The sequence below is a fragment of the Pseudomonas mercuritolerans genome, assembly GCF_025706525.1.
GTDB classification, from domain to species: Bacteria; Pseudomonadota; Gammaproteobacteria; order Pseudomonadales; family Pseudomonadaceae; genus Aquipseudomonas; species Aquipseudomonas mercuritolerans.
Map to the genome: position 1 here is coordinate 433,406 of NZ_JAMSHA010000005.1, position 16,356 is coordinate 449,761.

Here is a 16,356-nt window from a genome sequence, read left to right on the forward strand (position 1 = left end):
GATCAGCCGTTTCAACCTTCAAGGCCAATTGGAAATACGAACGCAACCTTAAAAGCGATATCACACAGCAGACAGATCCGGACGGCAACACCACCCACTACAGCTATGGCCTCAGGGTCGTCTGCTGGAAATCCGTCATTCGGACGGCAGCCGCCATCAGTTGGGCTGGAACAATCTCGGCCAGCTATTGGAAGAGCGCCTGCCTGATGGCGGTCAACGCAAGTACCGCTACGACGCACTGGGTAGGCAGATCACCCGCCAGGAAGAGTCAGGCGCGATTACCCATTACCAATGGGACACCGCCAATCGCCTCGCTCAAGTCACGCTACCAGGCGGTGCAACCCGAGCGTTCACTTATAACGCCTATGGCAATCTCACCGCCGAACGCGATGAACTGGGTCGTATCACCCGCTACGAATACGCCGACAACCTGCACCTCGTCAGCCGCCGCATCAATCCCGACGGCAGCCAACTGCGCTACCGCTACGACAACTCGCGCCTGCTGCTCACTGAAATCGAAAACGAGCGCGGCGAGCATTACCATCTCGATTACTACGCCAACGGTCTGATCCAGCAGGAAACCGGCTTCGACGGTCGTCGCACCGCGTACGAATACGACCTCAACGGCCAACTGCTGAAGAAAACCGAATTCGGCGATGACGGTAGCGAACTGGTCACCGAATACCAGCGTGATGCCGCAGGCCGCTTGCTGGTAAAAACGCTACCCGATGGTGAGGAGATTCACTACAGCTACGACGCACTTGGTCGCCTCGTTAACGTCGACGACGGCCACTGGCCGCTCGCCTATAAATACGATCTGCAAGACCGGCTCATCGAGGAACACCAAGGCTGGGGTACTCTGCGCTACGAATACGACAGCGTTGGCCAGCTCAAGCACTGCCGTTTGCCCGATGGCAGCAAACTCGATTACCGCCACCAGCCTGGCGGGCAACTCAGCAGCATCGACCTCAACGGTTCTCGCCTGACCTCTCATCAGTTCAACGCCGGTCGAGAGCAACAGCGCCAACAAGGTCTGCTGCTTAGCCAATACCAATACGATGAACAGGGACGTCTGCAAGCGCACAGCGTCAGCCAACGGGACAAGCACCTGTTCCAGCGTCGCTACAACTACGACGCCAACGGCAATCTCGCCGGAATCGACGACAGCCGCAAAGGCAACCGCAGCTATCACTACGACCCGCTGGATCGCCTGATCAGCGTGCGCGGCGCCATGCCAGAGAGCTTCGCCCATGACCCGGCAGGCAACCTCCTCGGACAAAATGACCTGCCCGTTGCGAACCTCGCAAACGTCAAAGGCAACCGCCTGCTGATGCAAGGCGACCGCCATTACGATTACGACGCCTACGGCAACCTGATCCGCGAGCGTCGCGGCACCGGCCAAAAGCTCATCACCGAATACCGCTACGACTGCCAACACCGCCTGATCGGCGTCAGCCTGCCGGGAGGCAGCACCGCATCTTACAAATACGACGCCTTCGGCCGCCGCATCGAGAAAACCGTCGACGGCCACACCACTGAATTCCTCTGGCAAGGCGAACGCCTCATCGCCGAAAGCGCCAAGAACCGCTACCGCAGCTATATCTACGAACCGGGCAGCTTTCGACCCTTGGCAATGCTCGACGGCGAAGGCCCGCTAAAAGCGGCCCCGTTTTACTACCAACTCGACCACCTCGGCACGCCGCAGGAACTGACCGACTACAGTGGCGAAATCATGTGGTCGGCGAAGTACCGCGCCTATGGCAACCTAGCGGCGCTGGACGTCAGCGAAATCGATAACCCGTTGCGCTTCCAGGGTCAGTATTTCGACGCCGAGACAGGCTTACATTACAACCGCCACCGCTACTACAATCCGGGGACTGGACGGTTCTTGACCCCAGATCCGATCAAGCTTGCGGGTGGGTTGAATAGCTACCAGTACGTGCCTAACCCTACTGGGTGGGTGGATCCGTTGGGGCTGAGCAGCAATAACTGCCCTCCCAAGCGCGTTGATACTAGCGATTACCAGACGCGGAAAGAGTTAAGATCCGACGTCTATAACGCGCAGAGGCCAGGAGGTTTCCATAAAACGAAACATCTGAATGCGAAATCTGCCGACCAAGCCAGAGAATTGAGTTTGGGTAATGGATCACGTGGTGGTCAACCCGAAGCTTCTTATCTGCCCGACATCGCAAACAATGTTAAAGGATTCGAAAAACAAGCTGCATATGGGGCGATAAAAGATGGAAACGTATTCGACCACGGTGGCACTCGATTCATGTTTTACAGATCCGAACACCCTGTGGGCTACAACGAGGGACAACTTACAAACTGGATAAGAATTGAACTAACTGATGGAGGAAATAAGCCTGTGATCCACAGCTTTCCGGCATCACCACAGCAAGTGAAAAAATACATGGGTAAAGCAAAATGAAAAAACTAGAATTCGAACTACAGCCACTCCGAGTGCCTAGCGACTGGACAATAACCATAAATAATTTGTACGAAATAGAACTAACACCGGAAACCGCGCACTGGTTTAGCAGTTCTGTTTTATTAGGTGGTGCAAGACAAAGCACAGGCTATTGCTTCGATTCTAGAGTAGAACCTGAGGGAGACCCAAAGGGCGAGTTTGTGGTAGAGTTTCTTACAATTAAATACGATCGAAAAGGCGAACCAATCGGCGACTCTGCCAAAACCTTGGAAATATTCCGAACAACATGCAAAAAAAAATATATTGAGAAAATAGAGCAATACATGCGCGAAAATTGAAAACAACGAGCTAACCATTAACAAACTACTCATGCTATTTTTCATCAAAAACAAAACCAACTTCAACACTGTTACCTACAGAAGCTTGGGCTTCGGAGAGGCTTCAACCCCTACGAATTTAGGGATACAAACTAAATCATTCACGCAGATCAAATGAAAACTGTATAACCGCCAGCTGGCGGTCACCTGACTAGCATCGGCCTCAAGGTTCACGCCTCACGTCTCACCAATTCAACGCCGGTCGCGAGCAAGAGCGGCAGCAAGGCTTGCTGCTCAGCCAATACCAATAACGATGAATAGGGCCGACTGCAAGCGCAAAGCGTCAGCCAGCGGGACAAACACCTGTTCCAGCACCGCTATCAATACGACGCCAATGGCAATCTGGCCGGCATCGACGACAGCCGCAAAGGCAACCGCGGCTATCGCTACGATCCACTCGACCGACTGATCAGCGTACGCGGCGCCATACCAGAGAGCTTCGCCCATGACCCGGCAGGCAACCTTGGACAAAATGACCTGCCCGCAGCCACCCTCGCCAACGTCAAAGGCAATCGCCTGCTCATGCAGGGCGACCGCCATTACGACTACGACGCGTACGGCAACCTGATTCGCGAACGTCGCGGAACCGGCCAAAAGCTCGTCACCTAAACCGCTACGACTGCCAGCATCGCCTGAACGGCGTCAGTCTGCCGGGTGGCAGCACCGCAAGCTACAAATACGACGCTTTCGACCGCCGCATCGAGAAAAAACCGTCGACGACCACACCACTGAATTCCTCTGGCAAGGCGAACGCCTCATCGCTGAGAGCGCAGAGAACGGCTACCGCAGCTACATCTACGAACCGGGCGCCTTGCGGCCGTTGGCAATGCTCGACGGCGAAGGCCCGCTAAAAGCAGCACCGTTCTGCTATCAACTCGATCCCCTCGGCACGCCGCAGGAAGTCACCGATTACAGCGGCGAGATCAGGTGGTCAGCGAAGTACCGCGCCTACGGCAACCTCGCAGCGCTGGATGTCAGCGACATCGATAAGCCGCTGCGTTTTCAAGGGCAGTATTTCGACGCCGAGACACGGTTACATTACAACCGCTAATGCAATCCGAGCACTGGACGGTTCTTGACGCCGGATCCATTCAAGCTTGCGGGAGGGTTGAATAACTATCAGTACGTGCCTAACGCTACGGGGTGGGTGGATCCTTTGGGGTTGAATACTTGTCCTGGGGGCGAAAACTGTACGCCTAGCATAGGTACTGATGATTCCGCTATAAAACCAAAAGTAGATGACGGCGATCAAAAAGCGCCCGAAACAGGCGGAGCTGCCCGCGCGGCTCTATATTCCGCGAATTGGCCTATAGCAAATTCAACCAGTGCCGTTGAAAAATTCGCTGGAAGCAATCCAATCGTCAGCACCACGGACAAAGGCAAAAGAATATACAAAAATCCTCAAAACGGGATAGAAGTGGTTGAAGATATGGACGGAAACTATTTCAAAATTTATGATCCCTCCTTACCTGGAAAGCGTAAGCATTTAAACCTTGAAGGAATTATTCCGAGCAAAAAAAACGCTTCCAAACAGAGGCAAGCCGGAAGAACACAAAGCGAATACAACGAAGTAACACACTTCAACAAGGAACCATAAAAATTGAAAACAATTTCAGTACCCATATCTAAAGATGCAATGTATCGCCTGGACTCAGATGAATGCATACTTGGCGACCTAGAAGAACTATCAGTCTCAGAAGAAGAATTTTTAGCCCTTTCAAAAACGGGAGTGTTTGAGGAAATCAACTCGACGCTAAATAAACTTATCGATGAATATGAAGACGAAAGCATACAAGGTCAAACCGAACTAGAGACAGCCCTCAAGATATTACAAAAATTATTCGCCACTACCAATTTCGACACGCTAAAGAAGATCATACATCTCAACGAAATGGCGATGAAATACAATACAGGTATGTTTTTCTACTTCTAACCTCATACTCGACGGCTAAAGCCAATTAAAGCTACGCCGTTCCACAACAAGCTTGGCCACCTAGCACGCCGCAGGAACTTATCGACTACAACAGCGAATAATGTAGACGGCGAAGTACCGCGCCTACGACAACCTCGCAGCGCTTGATGTCAGCGAAATCGATAATCCGCTGCGTTTTCAAGGGCAGTATTTCGACGCCGAGACAGGGTTACATTACAACCGCCACCGCTACTACAGTCCGGGGACTGGCCGGTTCTTGACGCCGGATCCGATCAAGCTTGCGGGCGGGTTGAATAGCTACCAGTACGTGCCTAACCCTACGGGGTGGGCGGATCCCCTAGGGTTGAATACTTGTCCAGGCGGAGATAAATGCGTTCCGGGGCAAAGCGCTGAAATACCTGAAGGAAAAGCCAGGGTAAGCGATGGAGGCCCCCCTCCTCCCGACGTTCAATGGACAAATCATGGCAATAAACATGTGGCGCCTAAGGCTCCTTGGCCATCTGTTGTAAAATCGACCGCTAATGGAGGTGCAGCTAAATATCTACCCGGCACGGACATTGAAGCGTTAGAGCGGCACGCGTTTGCAAATGGTCAAGATGTTAACAACGGAAAACCATGGAAAGTAATTGACATGAGAAAAACCATAGGCGCCAATGACGGAAAAGAAACTCAGCACATGCGAGTGGAGTTAAGTGCAAACACAATACATGGACATCCAATATCAGAAGAATCGTTTAGAAAACTAACGAAAAAGAAGAAATGATTTATGAATCTTGAAAACATAAAAAAACTTGGTGGCAAGATAACTTTTGACGAAATATCCAGCCTAGTCGGATCGGATATTTCGCTCATTACAGATGAATTAAGGGAGGATCTTTTGCAAGCGCTACTCCCGCACGAGCAAACAATAGACATTGGTTGGTATCCCGAATTCAGTGAACACGGCGCCTTCAGAATCTCATTAATCGCAAATCAAAATTGGGCATCGCCTATATACACCGAAACGGCCAAAACCTGGGCCGATCTTGAAAAAGCGTTAGACCATACGTTGAATAAAGTAAAAATTTAATGGATCGACGAGCTCGCGTTGACTAGCCAGCGTCGACGACGGTCGTTAGCCTTTCGCCTATAAATATGACTTGCCGACCAACTCATCGAGGAACACCAAGTCTGGGGCACCTTGAGCTACGAATACGACAGCGTCGGCCAACTCAGCCACTGCCGTCTGCCGGATGGCTGCACGCTCGATTACCGTCATTTGTCCGGTGGACGCCTGAGCAGCATCGACCTGAACGGTTCACGCCTGACCAGCCACCAGTTCAACGCCGGTCGCGAGCAACAACGCCAACAAGGCCTGCTGCTCAGCCAATACCAATACGATGAACAGGGTCGCCTGCAAGCACACAGCGTCAGCCAACGGGACAAACACCTGTTCCAGCGTTGCTACAACTACGACGCCAACGGCAATCTCGCCGGCATTAACGACAGCCGCAAAGGTGACCGCAGCTATCACTACGATCCACTAGATCGCCTGATCAACGTGCGCGGAGCTATGCCAGAGAGCTTCGCTCACGACCCGGCAGGCAACCTCCTCGGACAAAATGACCTGCCCGTTGCGAACCCCGCAAACGTCAAAGGCAACCGCCTGCTGATGCAAGGCGACCGCCATTACGATTACGACGCCTACGGCAACCTGATCCGCGAACGTCGCGGCACCGGCCAAAAGCTCGTCACCGAGTACCGCTACGACTGCCAGCACCGCCTGATCGGCGTCAGCCTGCCGGGAGGCAGCACCGCATCTTACAAATACGACGCCTTCGGCCGCCGCATCGAGAAAACCGTCGACGGCCACACCACCGAATTCCTCTGGCAAGGCGAACGCCTCATCGCCGAAAGCGCAGAAAATCGTTATCGCAGCTACATCTACGAACCGGGCAGTTTCCGCCCGTTGGCAATGCTCGACGGCGAAGGCCCGCTAAAAGCGGCCCCGTTCTATTACCAACTCGACCACCTCGGCACACCGCAGGAACTCACCGATTACAGCGGCGAAATCATGTGGTCGGCAAAATACCGCGCCTACGGCAACCTCGTGGCGCTGGATGTGAGCGAAATCGATAATCCGCTGCGTTTTCAGGGTCAGTATTTCGACGCCGAGACAGGCTTACATTACAACCGCCACCGCTACTACAATCCGGGGACTGGACGGTTCTTGACCCCGGATCCGATCAAGCTTGCGGGTGGGTTGAATAGCTACCAGTACGTGACCAATCCCACAGGTTGGGTGGATCCGCTTGGGCTTCATCAATGCCCCGGTAGCGATTCAGCCACACCTACCAAAGCAGGAAATTACTTAGATAAACCCGCAAATGCGAATGGCTCATTGAATATTGGTGCGGGCACGAACCCAATCGAAGGCTATTACAATATCGATATCGACCCGAAAGCTCCGGGCGTCCACGCTGGTAATGCAACTGACCTTTCAGGTATAAAGTCAGGCTCGCAAAGCCATATCAACATGGATAATCCTTACGGTTATGATCCGTTGAACCCAGAAATATTAAGGGTATTATCTGAGAATGGGCAAATTACCCTGACAGGCAGTGCATACGCCAACAAGTACATAAAAAAATCGTTAAAAAAAATAGAAGAGCTAGGTCTCAGGATAGTTTCACAAACAAAAGTTGACCCCAAAGGCTTTAAAACTATTGACGGCAGTCAAATTGAATCAAAACAACTTGATCAATTTGTAATCGAGAGAGCAAAATGAATATTTCAATTGATATTACAGAATCTTTTGGCGCAATCGATTACGACAATGCAGGCGGAATTATATCCTACATAAATATTCCTCCTACTGAAAACATACAGGAAAAACTCCAAGTAGAAATTTTCAATTTTGTTCTCAACCTATTAGATGAGCCAATAACGTCTTCAATAGAAAGCCAAGACTTAAACTTTCTTGAAAACATGGACGAGGATGGTTTTCTAATAATCAAAAAAGCAACCATTACATTTGAAAAAATAAAAGGCCACGAAAAACTGGTAAGAATCTTAGATCAAGAGGAAGACTACTTATTACATGAAAGTTACAGACCCAAACTGGAAAACAAAGACAAGATCTATGACATTGGCGGTAGATCATTCACATCACCTCAGCTACTAATCAATCTTGCGATTATCTCACCTCAAAAGGTAACTCTTGACTTCTCCGCTTCCGATCATGCCTACATGGCAACATACCATGAACTTCGAAACGTGGCAGAAACTCTAAATTTACAGGCCAAACGCACGCAACCGCCAATTGAAGGAATATTCGAAGTAAATTACAGCAACATGCATACCATAAGCGACTTTGATGCCGGCTATCGAGTTTTCAAAACATAGGAAAGTGTCGACACAAGATCTACGATGCTTGCCCCTTCTCATTGCGGCTTTTTTACAAATGGAACGCCGCGAGTTACCTGGCACATCTAATCTGCTCGGCGTACCACGCGCGCGTATACCAACAATCCTGATGATCGCGTCACTGCCGAATAGAACTAACTCGGCCGTACTATCCGCTACGAATACACCGACAGCCTGTACATGAACAGCAAAAATTACGACGAGCACAACTACTGGCCTGGAACAAATAATAGACATCGGATGGCATCCATTATTTAGCAAAAATGGCACTTTTAGAACTTTATTAATTGCAAATCAAGCTTGGAGAATTTCCAATATTCACCGACACCGCCAAAACCTGGAGCGACCTTGGCAAAATCTTAGATCACACGCTGCATAAAGTTAAACAAATCTGATGCAGGCTTCACATATTAGGAGTATATGGGGAAAGCAGTGGACCTGACATTGGCTAAGCCATAGGGTGTAGCGGCGCTGCCAATCGATGACAAAATTTGTTAGAGCAACCCACTACGCTAAAGCAGTGCGCAGTCGCTGCCTAATGCCTATGCCTATGCCTATGCCTATGCCTATGCCTATGCCTATGCCTATGCCTATGCCTATGCCTATACAATTAATTTGGGAAAAGCCTCAGACCTGTAGTACAAGGGAGTTTTTTTCGGTTAAAAAAATCTCGACAACCAAACTTATAACAGCGAAAGCAAAACCATGATATTTAAGTGCTCGGGCAACGCAGTCAATCCAAGTACCGTATCTTATAGAAGCTTGGGATTCGGAGAGGCGGTTACGATCAAGACTCAGCCCTACATACTGCAAATCAAACCCGGCGACTTTCCAAGAGAGTTTAAAATCATTGCAGACACGTTTATTTCGGAATGCAGGATTGATGATACAGAGCAAGGCTATGTGGACATCCCAGAGCTTGCGACAGTTGATTACCCGACTTTTAACGAACTTCTGAACAACCATCCAAATCTAGCAGCAAGTTTGATCGAAGATTATCTATATTTCGAACTCTTCTATCATCTTTTTCAAAACCCAACCAACCTACAGCTGGTTATCAACAATATCAACAGCGTATATACAGAGAAAGATTCAATAATAATTACGGGAGACACATACCCATTCAGATACTTCTAGCAGAAGGAAACTTGCTCGACGGCAGGCCCGCCGACTCAGACCTCAACGGTCGACTGTTGAATAAAACCGATCTGGCGACGACGTCAGTGCGCTAATCACCGATTGCTAGTGATCTATTTGCCAGCTCTATTACGCGGTCAGCCTAAAAGTATGTACAGAGCCAGCGGCATGCGCAATGTCCACCATCGGGACAAAGATTGAAACAACGCCGTTACGAGAGCGACTGAAACGCATGAAGTCTAGCTAATGTAAAAGGGTAACCGCCCGCTGATGCCGGGCGATCGCCACTACGATTACACGCTATCCGCCCCCACCAACCGCACCTGCCTCTCCAACTCCACCTTCAACCCCGGCTCCAGCTTCAACTGCCGCGCCAGTTCATCCAGATAGCTCTTCTCCATAAAATTCTCCTCATCCACCAGCATCACACTGGCGATGTACATCTCCGCCGCCATTTCCGGCGTGCTCGCCGCGCGGGCGACGTCGGTGGGGTCGAGGGGTTTGTTGAGTTCGGCGTGGAGCCAGTGTTGCAGTTCCTGATCGTTGTCGAGTTTTGTGAATTCGCCTTCGATCAGTTCGCGCTCGCGCTCGTCGATGTGGCCGTCGGCTTTGGCGGCGGCGACCAGGGCTTTGAGGATTGCCTGGCTGTGCTGCTCGACTTGAGCGGGTGGCAGGCGGTCGAGGGTTTGCGGTTCGCGTTGGGGTGCGCTGCCTTTTTGGGCGTTGTAGTTGCCGTAAGCCTTGAAAGCCAGTACGCCCAGTGCAGCGAGGCCGCCGTAGATCGCGACTTTGCCGCCGACCTTGCGGACCTTTTTATTGCCGAGCAGCAGGCCCATCGCGCCTGCGGCCAATGCGCCGCCACCCGCGCCGGAGAGCAGGCCGCCGAGGCCGCTGGAGCCAGACGAGCCACCGAGCAAGCCGCCAAGTCCGCTCGCAGCCGATTTGCTGGAAGCGCCGCCGGCCTTGTTCTGCAGCATTTCCTGCCCGGACTTGAGCAGTTGATCGAGCAATCCACGGGTGTTCATGTTCCGTCTCCATACAAGGGTTATCCGGATCTAAGGCCCTCAGCCTAGTTCGAAAGTGCCCCAACCCGCCCCGCGAGTGTGCTTCGAGATGTTGCTCGCGCTCTGGATTGAAGTGCGCAGCTGACCTTGGGAAAACCCATCTACACTTCAGCCGGGCGAAACAATATCCGCCGCCGTAATCGAGATCGCCCGCCCCGCTTCGGCCTTCTGACTACGCTGATAACAAGCCGCCAACGGCATGCTGCACCGCGTTCACAACTGCCCCGACCATAATATGAAAAAGAGGGATCAACCATGTTCGTGCACAAGACCGCACTGCTCAGTGCAATCACCACGGCGCTGCTGGCCAGCGCCAGTTTGCAGGCCGCCGAGCCGTTGAAGGCTGTCGGCGCTGGCGAAGGTCAGCTGGATATCGTGGCGTGGCCGGGTTATATCGAACGTGGCGAGAGCGACAAGGCCTACGACTGGGTCAGCGGTTTCGAGAAGGAAACCGGCTGCAAGGTCAACGTCAAGACAGCGGCGACCTCCGATGAAATGGTCAGCCTGATGGCCAAGGGCGGGTATGACCTGGTCACTGCGTCCGGTGATGCGTCGCTGCGCTTGATCGCCGGCAAGCGTGTGCAACCGATCAATACCGCGTTGATCCCGAGCTGGAACACCCTCGACCCGCGCCTCAAGGATGCGCCGTGGTACGTGGTCAACAGCCAGACTTACGGCACACCGTATCAATGGGGGCCGAACGTGTTGATGTACAACACCAATGTGTTCAAGACGCCGCCGACCAGTTGGAGCGTGCTGTTCGACGCGCAGAATTTTCCCGACGGCAAGCCGAACAAGGGTCGTGTGCAGGCTTATGACGGACCGATCTATATCGCCGACGCAGCCTTGTATCTGAAGACCGCCAGGCTGGAGCTGGGCATCGACGACCCGTATCAGCTTACCGAAGCGCAGTACAAAGCCGTGCTCGATCTGTTGCGCGCGCAGCAGCCGCTGATTCACCGCTACTGGCACGACACCACGGTGCAGATGAGCGATTTCAAAAACGAAGGTGTGGTCGCATCCAGCGCCTGGCCGTATCAGGTCAACGGCCTGATCAACGAGAAACAGCCGATCGCCTCGACTATCCCCAAAGAAGGCGCCACCGGCTGGGCCGACACCACCATGTTGCACACTGAGGCCAAGCATCCGAACTGCGCGTACAAGTGGATGGACTGGTCGCTGAAGCCCAAGGTCCAGGGTGATGTGGCGGCGTGGTTTGGTTCGTTGCCGGCGGTGCCAGCAGCGTGCAAGGAAAGCGAGTTGCTCGGTGCTGAGGGCTGCAAGACCAATGGTTTTGATCAGTTCGACAAGATCGCTTTCTGGAAGACCCCGCAGGCTGAGGGCGGCAAGTTCGTGCCGTATAGCCGCTGGACGCAGGATTACATTGCGATCATGGGCGGCCGTTAAACCCTCTTCGCGAGCAGGCTCGCTCCCACATTGGATTGTATTCCTCCTGTGAGAGCGAGCCTGCTCGCGAAGCTCTTAAGATTCAGGTTTTCCAGCAGTAAGGCCGAGCAGGCGCGACAGCCCTCGCCTTTTGGGGAGCAACACACCATGCCACTTGCAGTCCAGTTCACCAACGTGTCCCGGCAGTTCGGTGAGGTGAAGGCCGTTGACCGGGTTTCCATCGATATCGAGGACGGCGAGTTCTTTTCCATGCTCGGCCCCTCGGGTTCGGGCAAAACCACTTGCCTGCGCCTGATTGCCGGTTTTGAGCAACCGAGCGCCGGATCGATCCGCATCCACGGCGCCGAAGCGGCCGGTTTGCCGCCATATCAACGTGACGTCAACACAGTGTTTCAGGACTACGCGCTGTTCCCGCACATGAACGTGCTCGACAACGTCGCCTACGGCTTGAAGGTCAAAGGTGTCGGCAAGGCCGAACGTCACAAACGTGCCGAAGAAACCCTGAACATGGTCGCCCTCGGTGGTTACGGCGCGCGTAAACCGGTGCAGTTGTCCGGTGGTCAGCGCCAGCGTGTCGCCCTCGCCCGCGCTCTGGTCAATCGCCCGCGTGTGCTGTTGCTCGATGAGCCGCTCGGCGCGCTGGATCTGAAACTGCGCGAACAGATGCAGAGCGAACTGAAAAAGCTGCAACGCCAGCTCGGCATCACTTTCATCTTCGTCACCCATGATCAGACCGAAGCGCTGTCGATGTCCGATCGCGTCGCCGTGTTCAACAACGGCCGCATCGAACAGGTCGACACGCCGCGCAATCTGTACATGAAGCCGACCACCACTTTCGTCGCTGAATTCGTCGGCACGTCGAACGTGATCCGAGGCGATCTGGCGCTGCACATCAGCGGTCATTCGCAAGCGTTTTCGATCCGTCCGGAACACGTGCGTTTCGCCGATGGCCCGCTCGCCAGTGATGAAATCGAAGTCAGCGGCCTGCTCCACGACATCCAGTATCAGGGCAGCGCCACGCGCTATGAGCTGAAGCTGGAAAACGGCCAGAACCTGAGCATCAGCCACGCCAACAATCAATGGCTCGACAGCAGCGCGCAACATCAGACCGGGCAGCGACTGAGTGCGCGCTGGGCGCGGGAAGCGATGGTTGAACTGCGTGACAACGTGGCGAGCGAGGTGTGACATGAGCGCCCTCGCGATGACTTCGTCGCCACCGCTGCGCAGGTTTTCCAACCTGCTCTATCGCAAGCCCAACCTGTATCTGTCGATGCTGCTGGTGCCGCCGCTGCTGTGGTTCGGCGCGATCTATCTCGGCTCGTTGCTGATGCTGCTGTGGCAGGGTTTCTACACCTTCGACGACTTCACCATGGCAGTCACGCCGGACCTGACGCTGGCCAATTTTGCCGCGCTGTTCCAGCCGTCGAACTTCGACATCATCCTGCGCACGCTGAGCATGGCGATCGTCGTCTCGATCGCCAGCGCCATCGTTGCATTCCCGATCGCCTACTACATGGCGCGCTATACCACGGGCAAGACCAAGGCGTTTTTCTACATCGCGGTGATGTTGCCGATGTGGGCCAGTTACATCGTCAAGGCTTACGCGTGGACGCTGCTGCTGGCCAAGGGCGGCGTGGCGCAATGGTTCGTTCAGCACCTGGGGCTGGAGCCGCTGTTGCAGTGGGTTCTGGGGATTCCCGGTGTCGGCGGCAGCACACTGTCGACCTCGCATCTGGGGCGGTTCATGGTGTTCGTCTATATCTGGCTGCCGTTCATGATCCTGCCGATCCAGGCCTCGCTGGAGCGCTTGCCGCCGTCGCTGTTGCAGGCGTCTGCCGACTTGGGCGCCAAGCCGCGTCAGACCTTTATGCAAGTGATCTTGCCTTTGTCGATTCCGGGGATTGCGGCGGGTTCGATCTTCACTTTTTCGCTGACCCTGGGCGACTTCATCGTGCCGCAATTGATCGGCCCGCCGGGCTACTTCGTTGGCAGCATGGTATACGCGCAGCAAGGAGCAATCGGCAATATGCCAATGGCGGCGGCGTTTACGCTGGTGCCGATCGTGCTGATTGCGGTTTACCTGGCCATCGTCAAACGTCTGGGGGCTTTCGATGCGCTCTGACTCTTCATCCCAAGGGCGTGCTTCTATAGGTTTGCGCATCGCAGCCTGGGGCGGGCTGGTATTTCTCCACTTCCCGATCCTGATCATCTTCCTCTATGCCTTCAACACCGAAGACGCGGCGTTCAGTTTTCCGCCGAAGGGCTTCACGCTGCACTGGTTCAGCGTGGCGTTTTCCCGGCCGGATGTACTGGAGGCGATCAAGCTGTCGTTGCAGATCGCAGCCATCGCCACGTTGATCGCCATGGTGCTCGGCACACTCGCGTCGGCCGCGTTATACCGGCGCGATTTCTTCGGCAAGCAAGGCATATCGCTGATGCTGATTTTGCCGATCGCGTTGCCGGGGATCATCACCGGGATCGCCTTGCTGGCGACGTTCAAGTCGCTGGGCATCGAGCCGGGGATGTTCACCATCATCGTCGGCCATGCGACCTTCTGCGTGGTGATCGTCTACAACAACGTTATCGCTCGCCTTCGCCGCACTTCACACAGTTTGATCGAAGCGTCGATGGATCTCGGCGCCGACGGCTGGCAGACCTTCCGCTACATCATCCTGCCGAACCTCGGCTCGGCGTTGCTCGCGGGTGGCATGCTGGCGTTTGCGTTGTCGTTCGATGAAATCATCGTCACCACATTCACCGCCGGGCATGAACGCACGTTGCCGCTGTGGCTGCTTAATCAGCTCAGTCGCCCACGGGATGTGCCGGTGACCAACGTTGTCGCAATGCTGGTAATGATCGTGACAATGGTGCCGATTCTCGGCGCGTATTACCTGACGCGCGGGGGCGAGAGTGTGGCTGGGAGTGGCGGGAAATAACCAAATGACTGAAGAAACCAGATCCCCGTAGGAGCTGCCGAAGGCTGCGATCTTTTGATCTTGATCTTCAAAGCAACATCAAAAGATCGCAGCCTTCGGCGGCTCCTACAGGTGGATTCGGTTTCGACAGAAAAACAAAAGTGTTAGCGAGGGCAATGAAATGCAAACCAGACTCTTGATCAACGGCCAACTGATCGACGGCGAAGGCCCGGCGCAACCGGTGCTCAATCCTGCGCGGGGCGAAACACTGGTGGAGATCAACGAAGCCAGCGAAGCCCAGGTCGATGCCGCCGTGCGTGCCGCCGACAAGGCCTTCGCCGAGTGGTCACAAACCGCGCCGAAAGACCGCTCGCTGCTGCTGCTCAAACTCGCCGATGCCATCGAAGCCCACGGCGAGGAACTGGCGAAGCTGGAATCCGACAACTGCGGCAAACCTTACAGCGCCGCGCTCAACGACGAGATTCTGGCGATTGCCGACGTGTTCCGCTTCTTCGCCGGCGCCAGTCGTTGCATGGGCGGTTCGGCCGCTGGCGAATACTTGCCCGGCCACACCTCGATGATCCGTCGCGATCCGGTCGGCGTGATCGCCTCGATCGCACCGTGGAACTACCCGCTGATGATGGTCGCCTGGAAAATCGCTCCGGCGTTGGCTGCCGGTAATACCGTGGTGCTCAAACCGTCGGAACAAACTCCGCTGACCGCGTTGCGCCTGGCCGAACTGGCGTCGGAAATCTTCCCGGCCGGCGTGCTCAATCTGGTATTCGGGCGCGGTCCTACGGTGGGCAGTCCACTGGTGAACCATCCGAAAGTGCGCATGGTTTCCCTGACCGGTTCGATCGCCACGGGCGCCAACATCATTTCCAGCACCGCCGATAGCGTCAAACGCATGCACATGGAACTCGGCGGCAAGGCGCCGGTGATCATCTTTGACGATGCCGATATCGACGCGGCAGTGGAAGGTATACGTACGTTCGGCTTCTACAACGCCGGGCAGGATTGCACCGCTGCGTGCCGGATCTACGCGCAGCAAGGCATCTACGACGCGTTCGTCGAAAAGCTCGGCGCGGCGGTCAGCAGTATCAAGTACGGCTTGCAGGACGATCCGTCGACCGAACTCGGCCCATTGATCACCGCGCAACATCGCGACCGTGTTGCCGGGTTCGTCGAACGCGCCGTGGCACAACCGCACATTCGCCTGATCACCGGCGGCAAATCGGTCGACGGCGATGGTTTCTTCTTCGAACCAACCGTATTGGCCGACGCGCAGCAGGATGACGAAATCGTCCGCCGTGAAGTATTCGGGCCGGTGGTTTCAGTGACGAAATTTACCGATGAAGCACAGGCGCTGGAGTGGGCCAACGATTCGGACTACGGTCTGGCGTCATCCGTGTGGACCTGCGATGTGGGACGCGCGCATCGTCTGTCGGCGCGCTTGCAGTACGGCTGCACATGGGTGAATACGCACTTCATGCTCGTCAGCGAAATGCCCCATGGCGGCCAGAAACTGTCCGGCTACGGCAAGGACATGTCCATGTTCGGGCTGGAGGACTACACCACGGTTCGGCATGTGATGTTCAAGCACTAGGATCCAGAACCTTCGCGAGCAGGCTCGCCCCCACATTTGATCTCTATTTCCTGTGGGAGCGAGCCTGCTCGCGAAAGTGTC

10 protein-coding genes and 4 pseudogenes are annotated in these 16,356 nt (G+C 54.5%); 13 read left to right on the forward strand and 1 reads right to left on the reverse strand.

The window, feature by feature from the left end:
- Positions 1-20: 20 nt before the first annotated feature.
- The 8 genes and pseudogenes from ND528_RS16840 to ND528_RS16875 all read left to right on the forward strand — a co-directional run.
- Positions 21-1,996: pseudogene (locus tag ND528_RS16840) on the forward strand (RHS repeat-associated core domain-containing protein); the annotation flags it as partial.
- Positions 1,997-2,427: 431 nt separating this feature from the next.
- On the forward strand, positions 2,428-2,769 hold the full coding sequence (locus ND528_RS16845; RefSeq protein ID WP_129999829.1) for a hypothetical protein: 342 nt from the start codon (positions 2,428-2,430) through the stop codon (positions 2,767-2,769).
- 177 nt (positions 2,770-2,946) lie between these two features.
- Positions 2,947-4,405 (forward strand): annotated as a pseudogene (locus ND528_RS16850) (RHS repeat domain-containing protein); the annotation flags it as partial.
- Between the two features lie 3 nt (positions 4,406-4,408).
- Positions 4,409-4,741: a hypothetical protein gene (locus ND528_RS16855; RefSeq protein ID WP_241664692.1), complete on the forward strand. Its 333-nt coding sequence runs from the start codon at positions 4,409-4,411 to the stop codon at positions 4,739-4,741.
- Between the two features lie 21 nt (positions 4,742-4,762).
- Positions 4,763-5,504 (forward strand): annotated as a pseudogene (locus ND528_RS28440) (RHS repeat-associated core domain-containing protein); the annotation flags it as partial.
- Between the two features lie 3 nt (positions 5,505-5,507).
- Complete coding sequence (locus tag ND528_RS16865) at positions 5,508-5,810, forward strand: hypothetical protein (protein WP_041478175.1); 303 nt, start codon at positions 5,508-5,510, stop codon at positions 5,808-5,810.
- 22 nt (positions 5,811-5,832) lie between these two features.
- Positions 5,833-7,073: pseudogene (locus tag ND528_RS16870) on the forward strand (RHS repeat domain-containing protein); the annotation flags it as partial.
- A gap of 431 nt (positions 7,074-7,504) precedes the next feature.
- A complete protein-coding gene (locus ND528_RS16875) occupies positions 7,505-8,125 on the forward strand; it encodes a hypothetical protein (RefSeq protein ID WP_212615401.1) in 621 nt (206 codons plus the stop codon).
- A 1,451-nt stretch (positions 8,126-9,576) separates the two neighbouring features.
- On the opposite strand, the gene ND528_RS16880 is transcribed toward ND528_RS16875, so the two are convergent.
- Positions 9,577-10,308: a tellurite resistance TerB family protein gene (locus ND528_RS16880; RefSeq protein WP_212615400.1), complete on the reverse strand. Its 732-nt coding sequence runs from the start codon at positions 10,306-10,308 to the stop codon at positions 9,577-9,579.
- 294 nt (positions 10,309-10,602) lie between these two features.
- On the opposite strand from ND528_RS16880, the gene ydcS reads away from it, so the two are divergent.
- The 5 genes from ydcS to ND528_RS16905 all read left to right on the forward strand — a co-directional run bounded on the left by ydcS (position 10,603) and on the right by ND528_RS16905 (position 16,275).
- Positions 10,603-11,754 carry a putative ABC transporter substrate-binding protein YdcS gene (gene ydcS, locus ND528_RS16885; RefSeq protein ID WP_263470753.1) on the forward strand — a complete coding sequence of 384 codons (1,152 nt, stop codon included), beginning with the start codon at positions 10,603-10,605 and terminating at the stop codon, positions 11,752-11,754.
- A 147-nt stretch (positions 11,755-11,901) separates the two neighbouring features.
- Positions 11,902-12,939, forward strand: coding sequence for an ABC transporter ATP-binding protein (locus tag ND528_RS16890; RefSeq protein ID WP_263470754.1), 1,038 nt, complete (start codon positions 11,902-11,904; stop codon positions 12,937-12,939).
- A gap of 16 nt (positions 12,940-12,955) precedes the next feature.
- Positions 12,956-13,876 carry an ABC transporter permease gene (locus ND528_RS16895; protein ID WP_408005041.1) on the forward strand — a complete coding sequence of 307 codons (921 nt, stop codon included), beginning with the start codon at positions 12,956-12,958 and terminating at the stop codon, positions 13,874-13,876.
- Positions 13,866-14,690, forward strand: coding sequence for an ABC transporter permease (locus ND528_RS16900; RefSeq protein ID WP_130912399.1), 825 nt, complete (start codon positions 13,866-13,868; stop codon positions 14,688-14,690). The genes ND528_RS16895 and ND528_RS16900 overlap by 11 nt, the downstream gene beginning before the upstream one ends.
- A 160-nt stretch (positions 14,691-14,850) precedes the next feature.
- Positions 14,851-16,275 (forward strand): gamma-aminobutyraldehyde dehydrogenase, encoded by a 1,425-nt coding sequence (locus ND528_RS16905; protein WP_263470756.1) that lies wholly within the window; start codon positions 14,851-14,853, stop codon positions 16,273-16,275.
- The last annotated feature ends 81 nt before the right edge of the window (positions 16,276-16,356 follow it).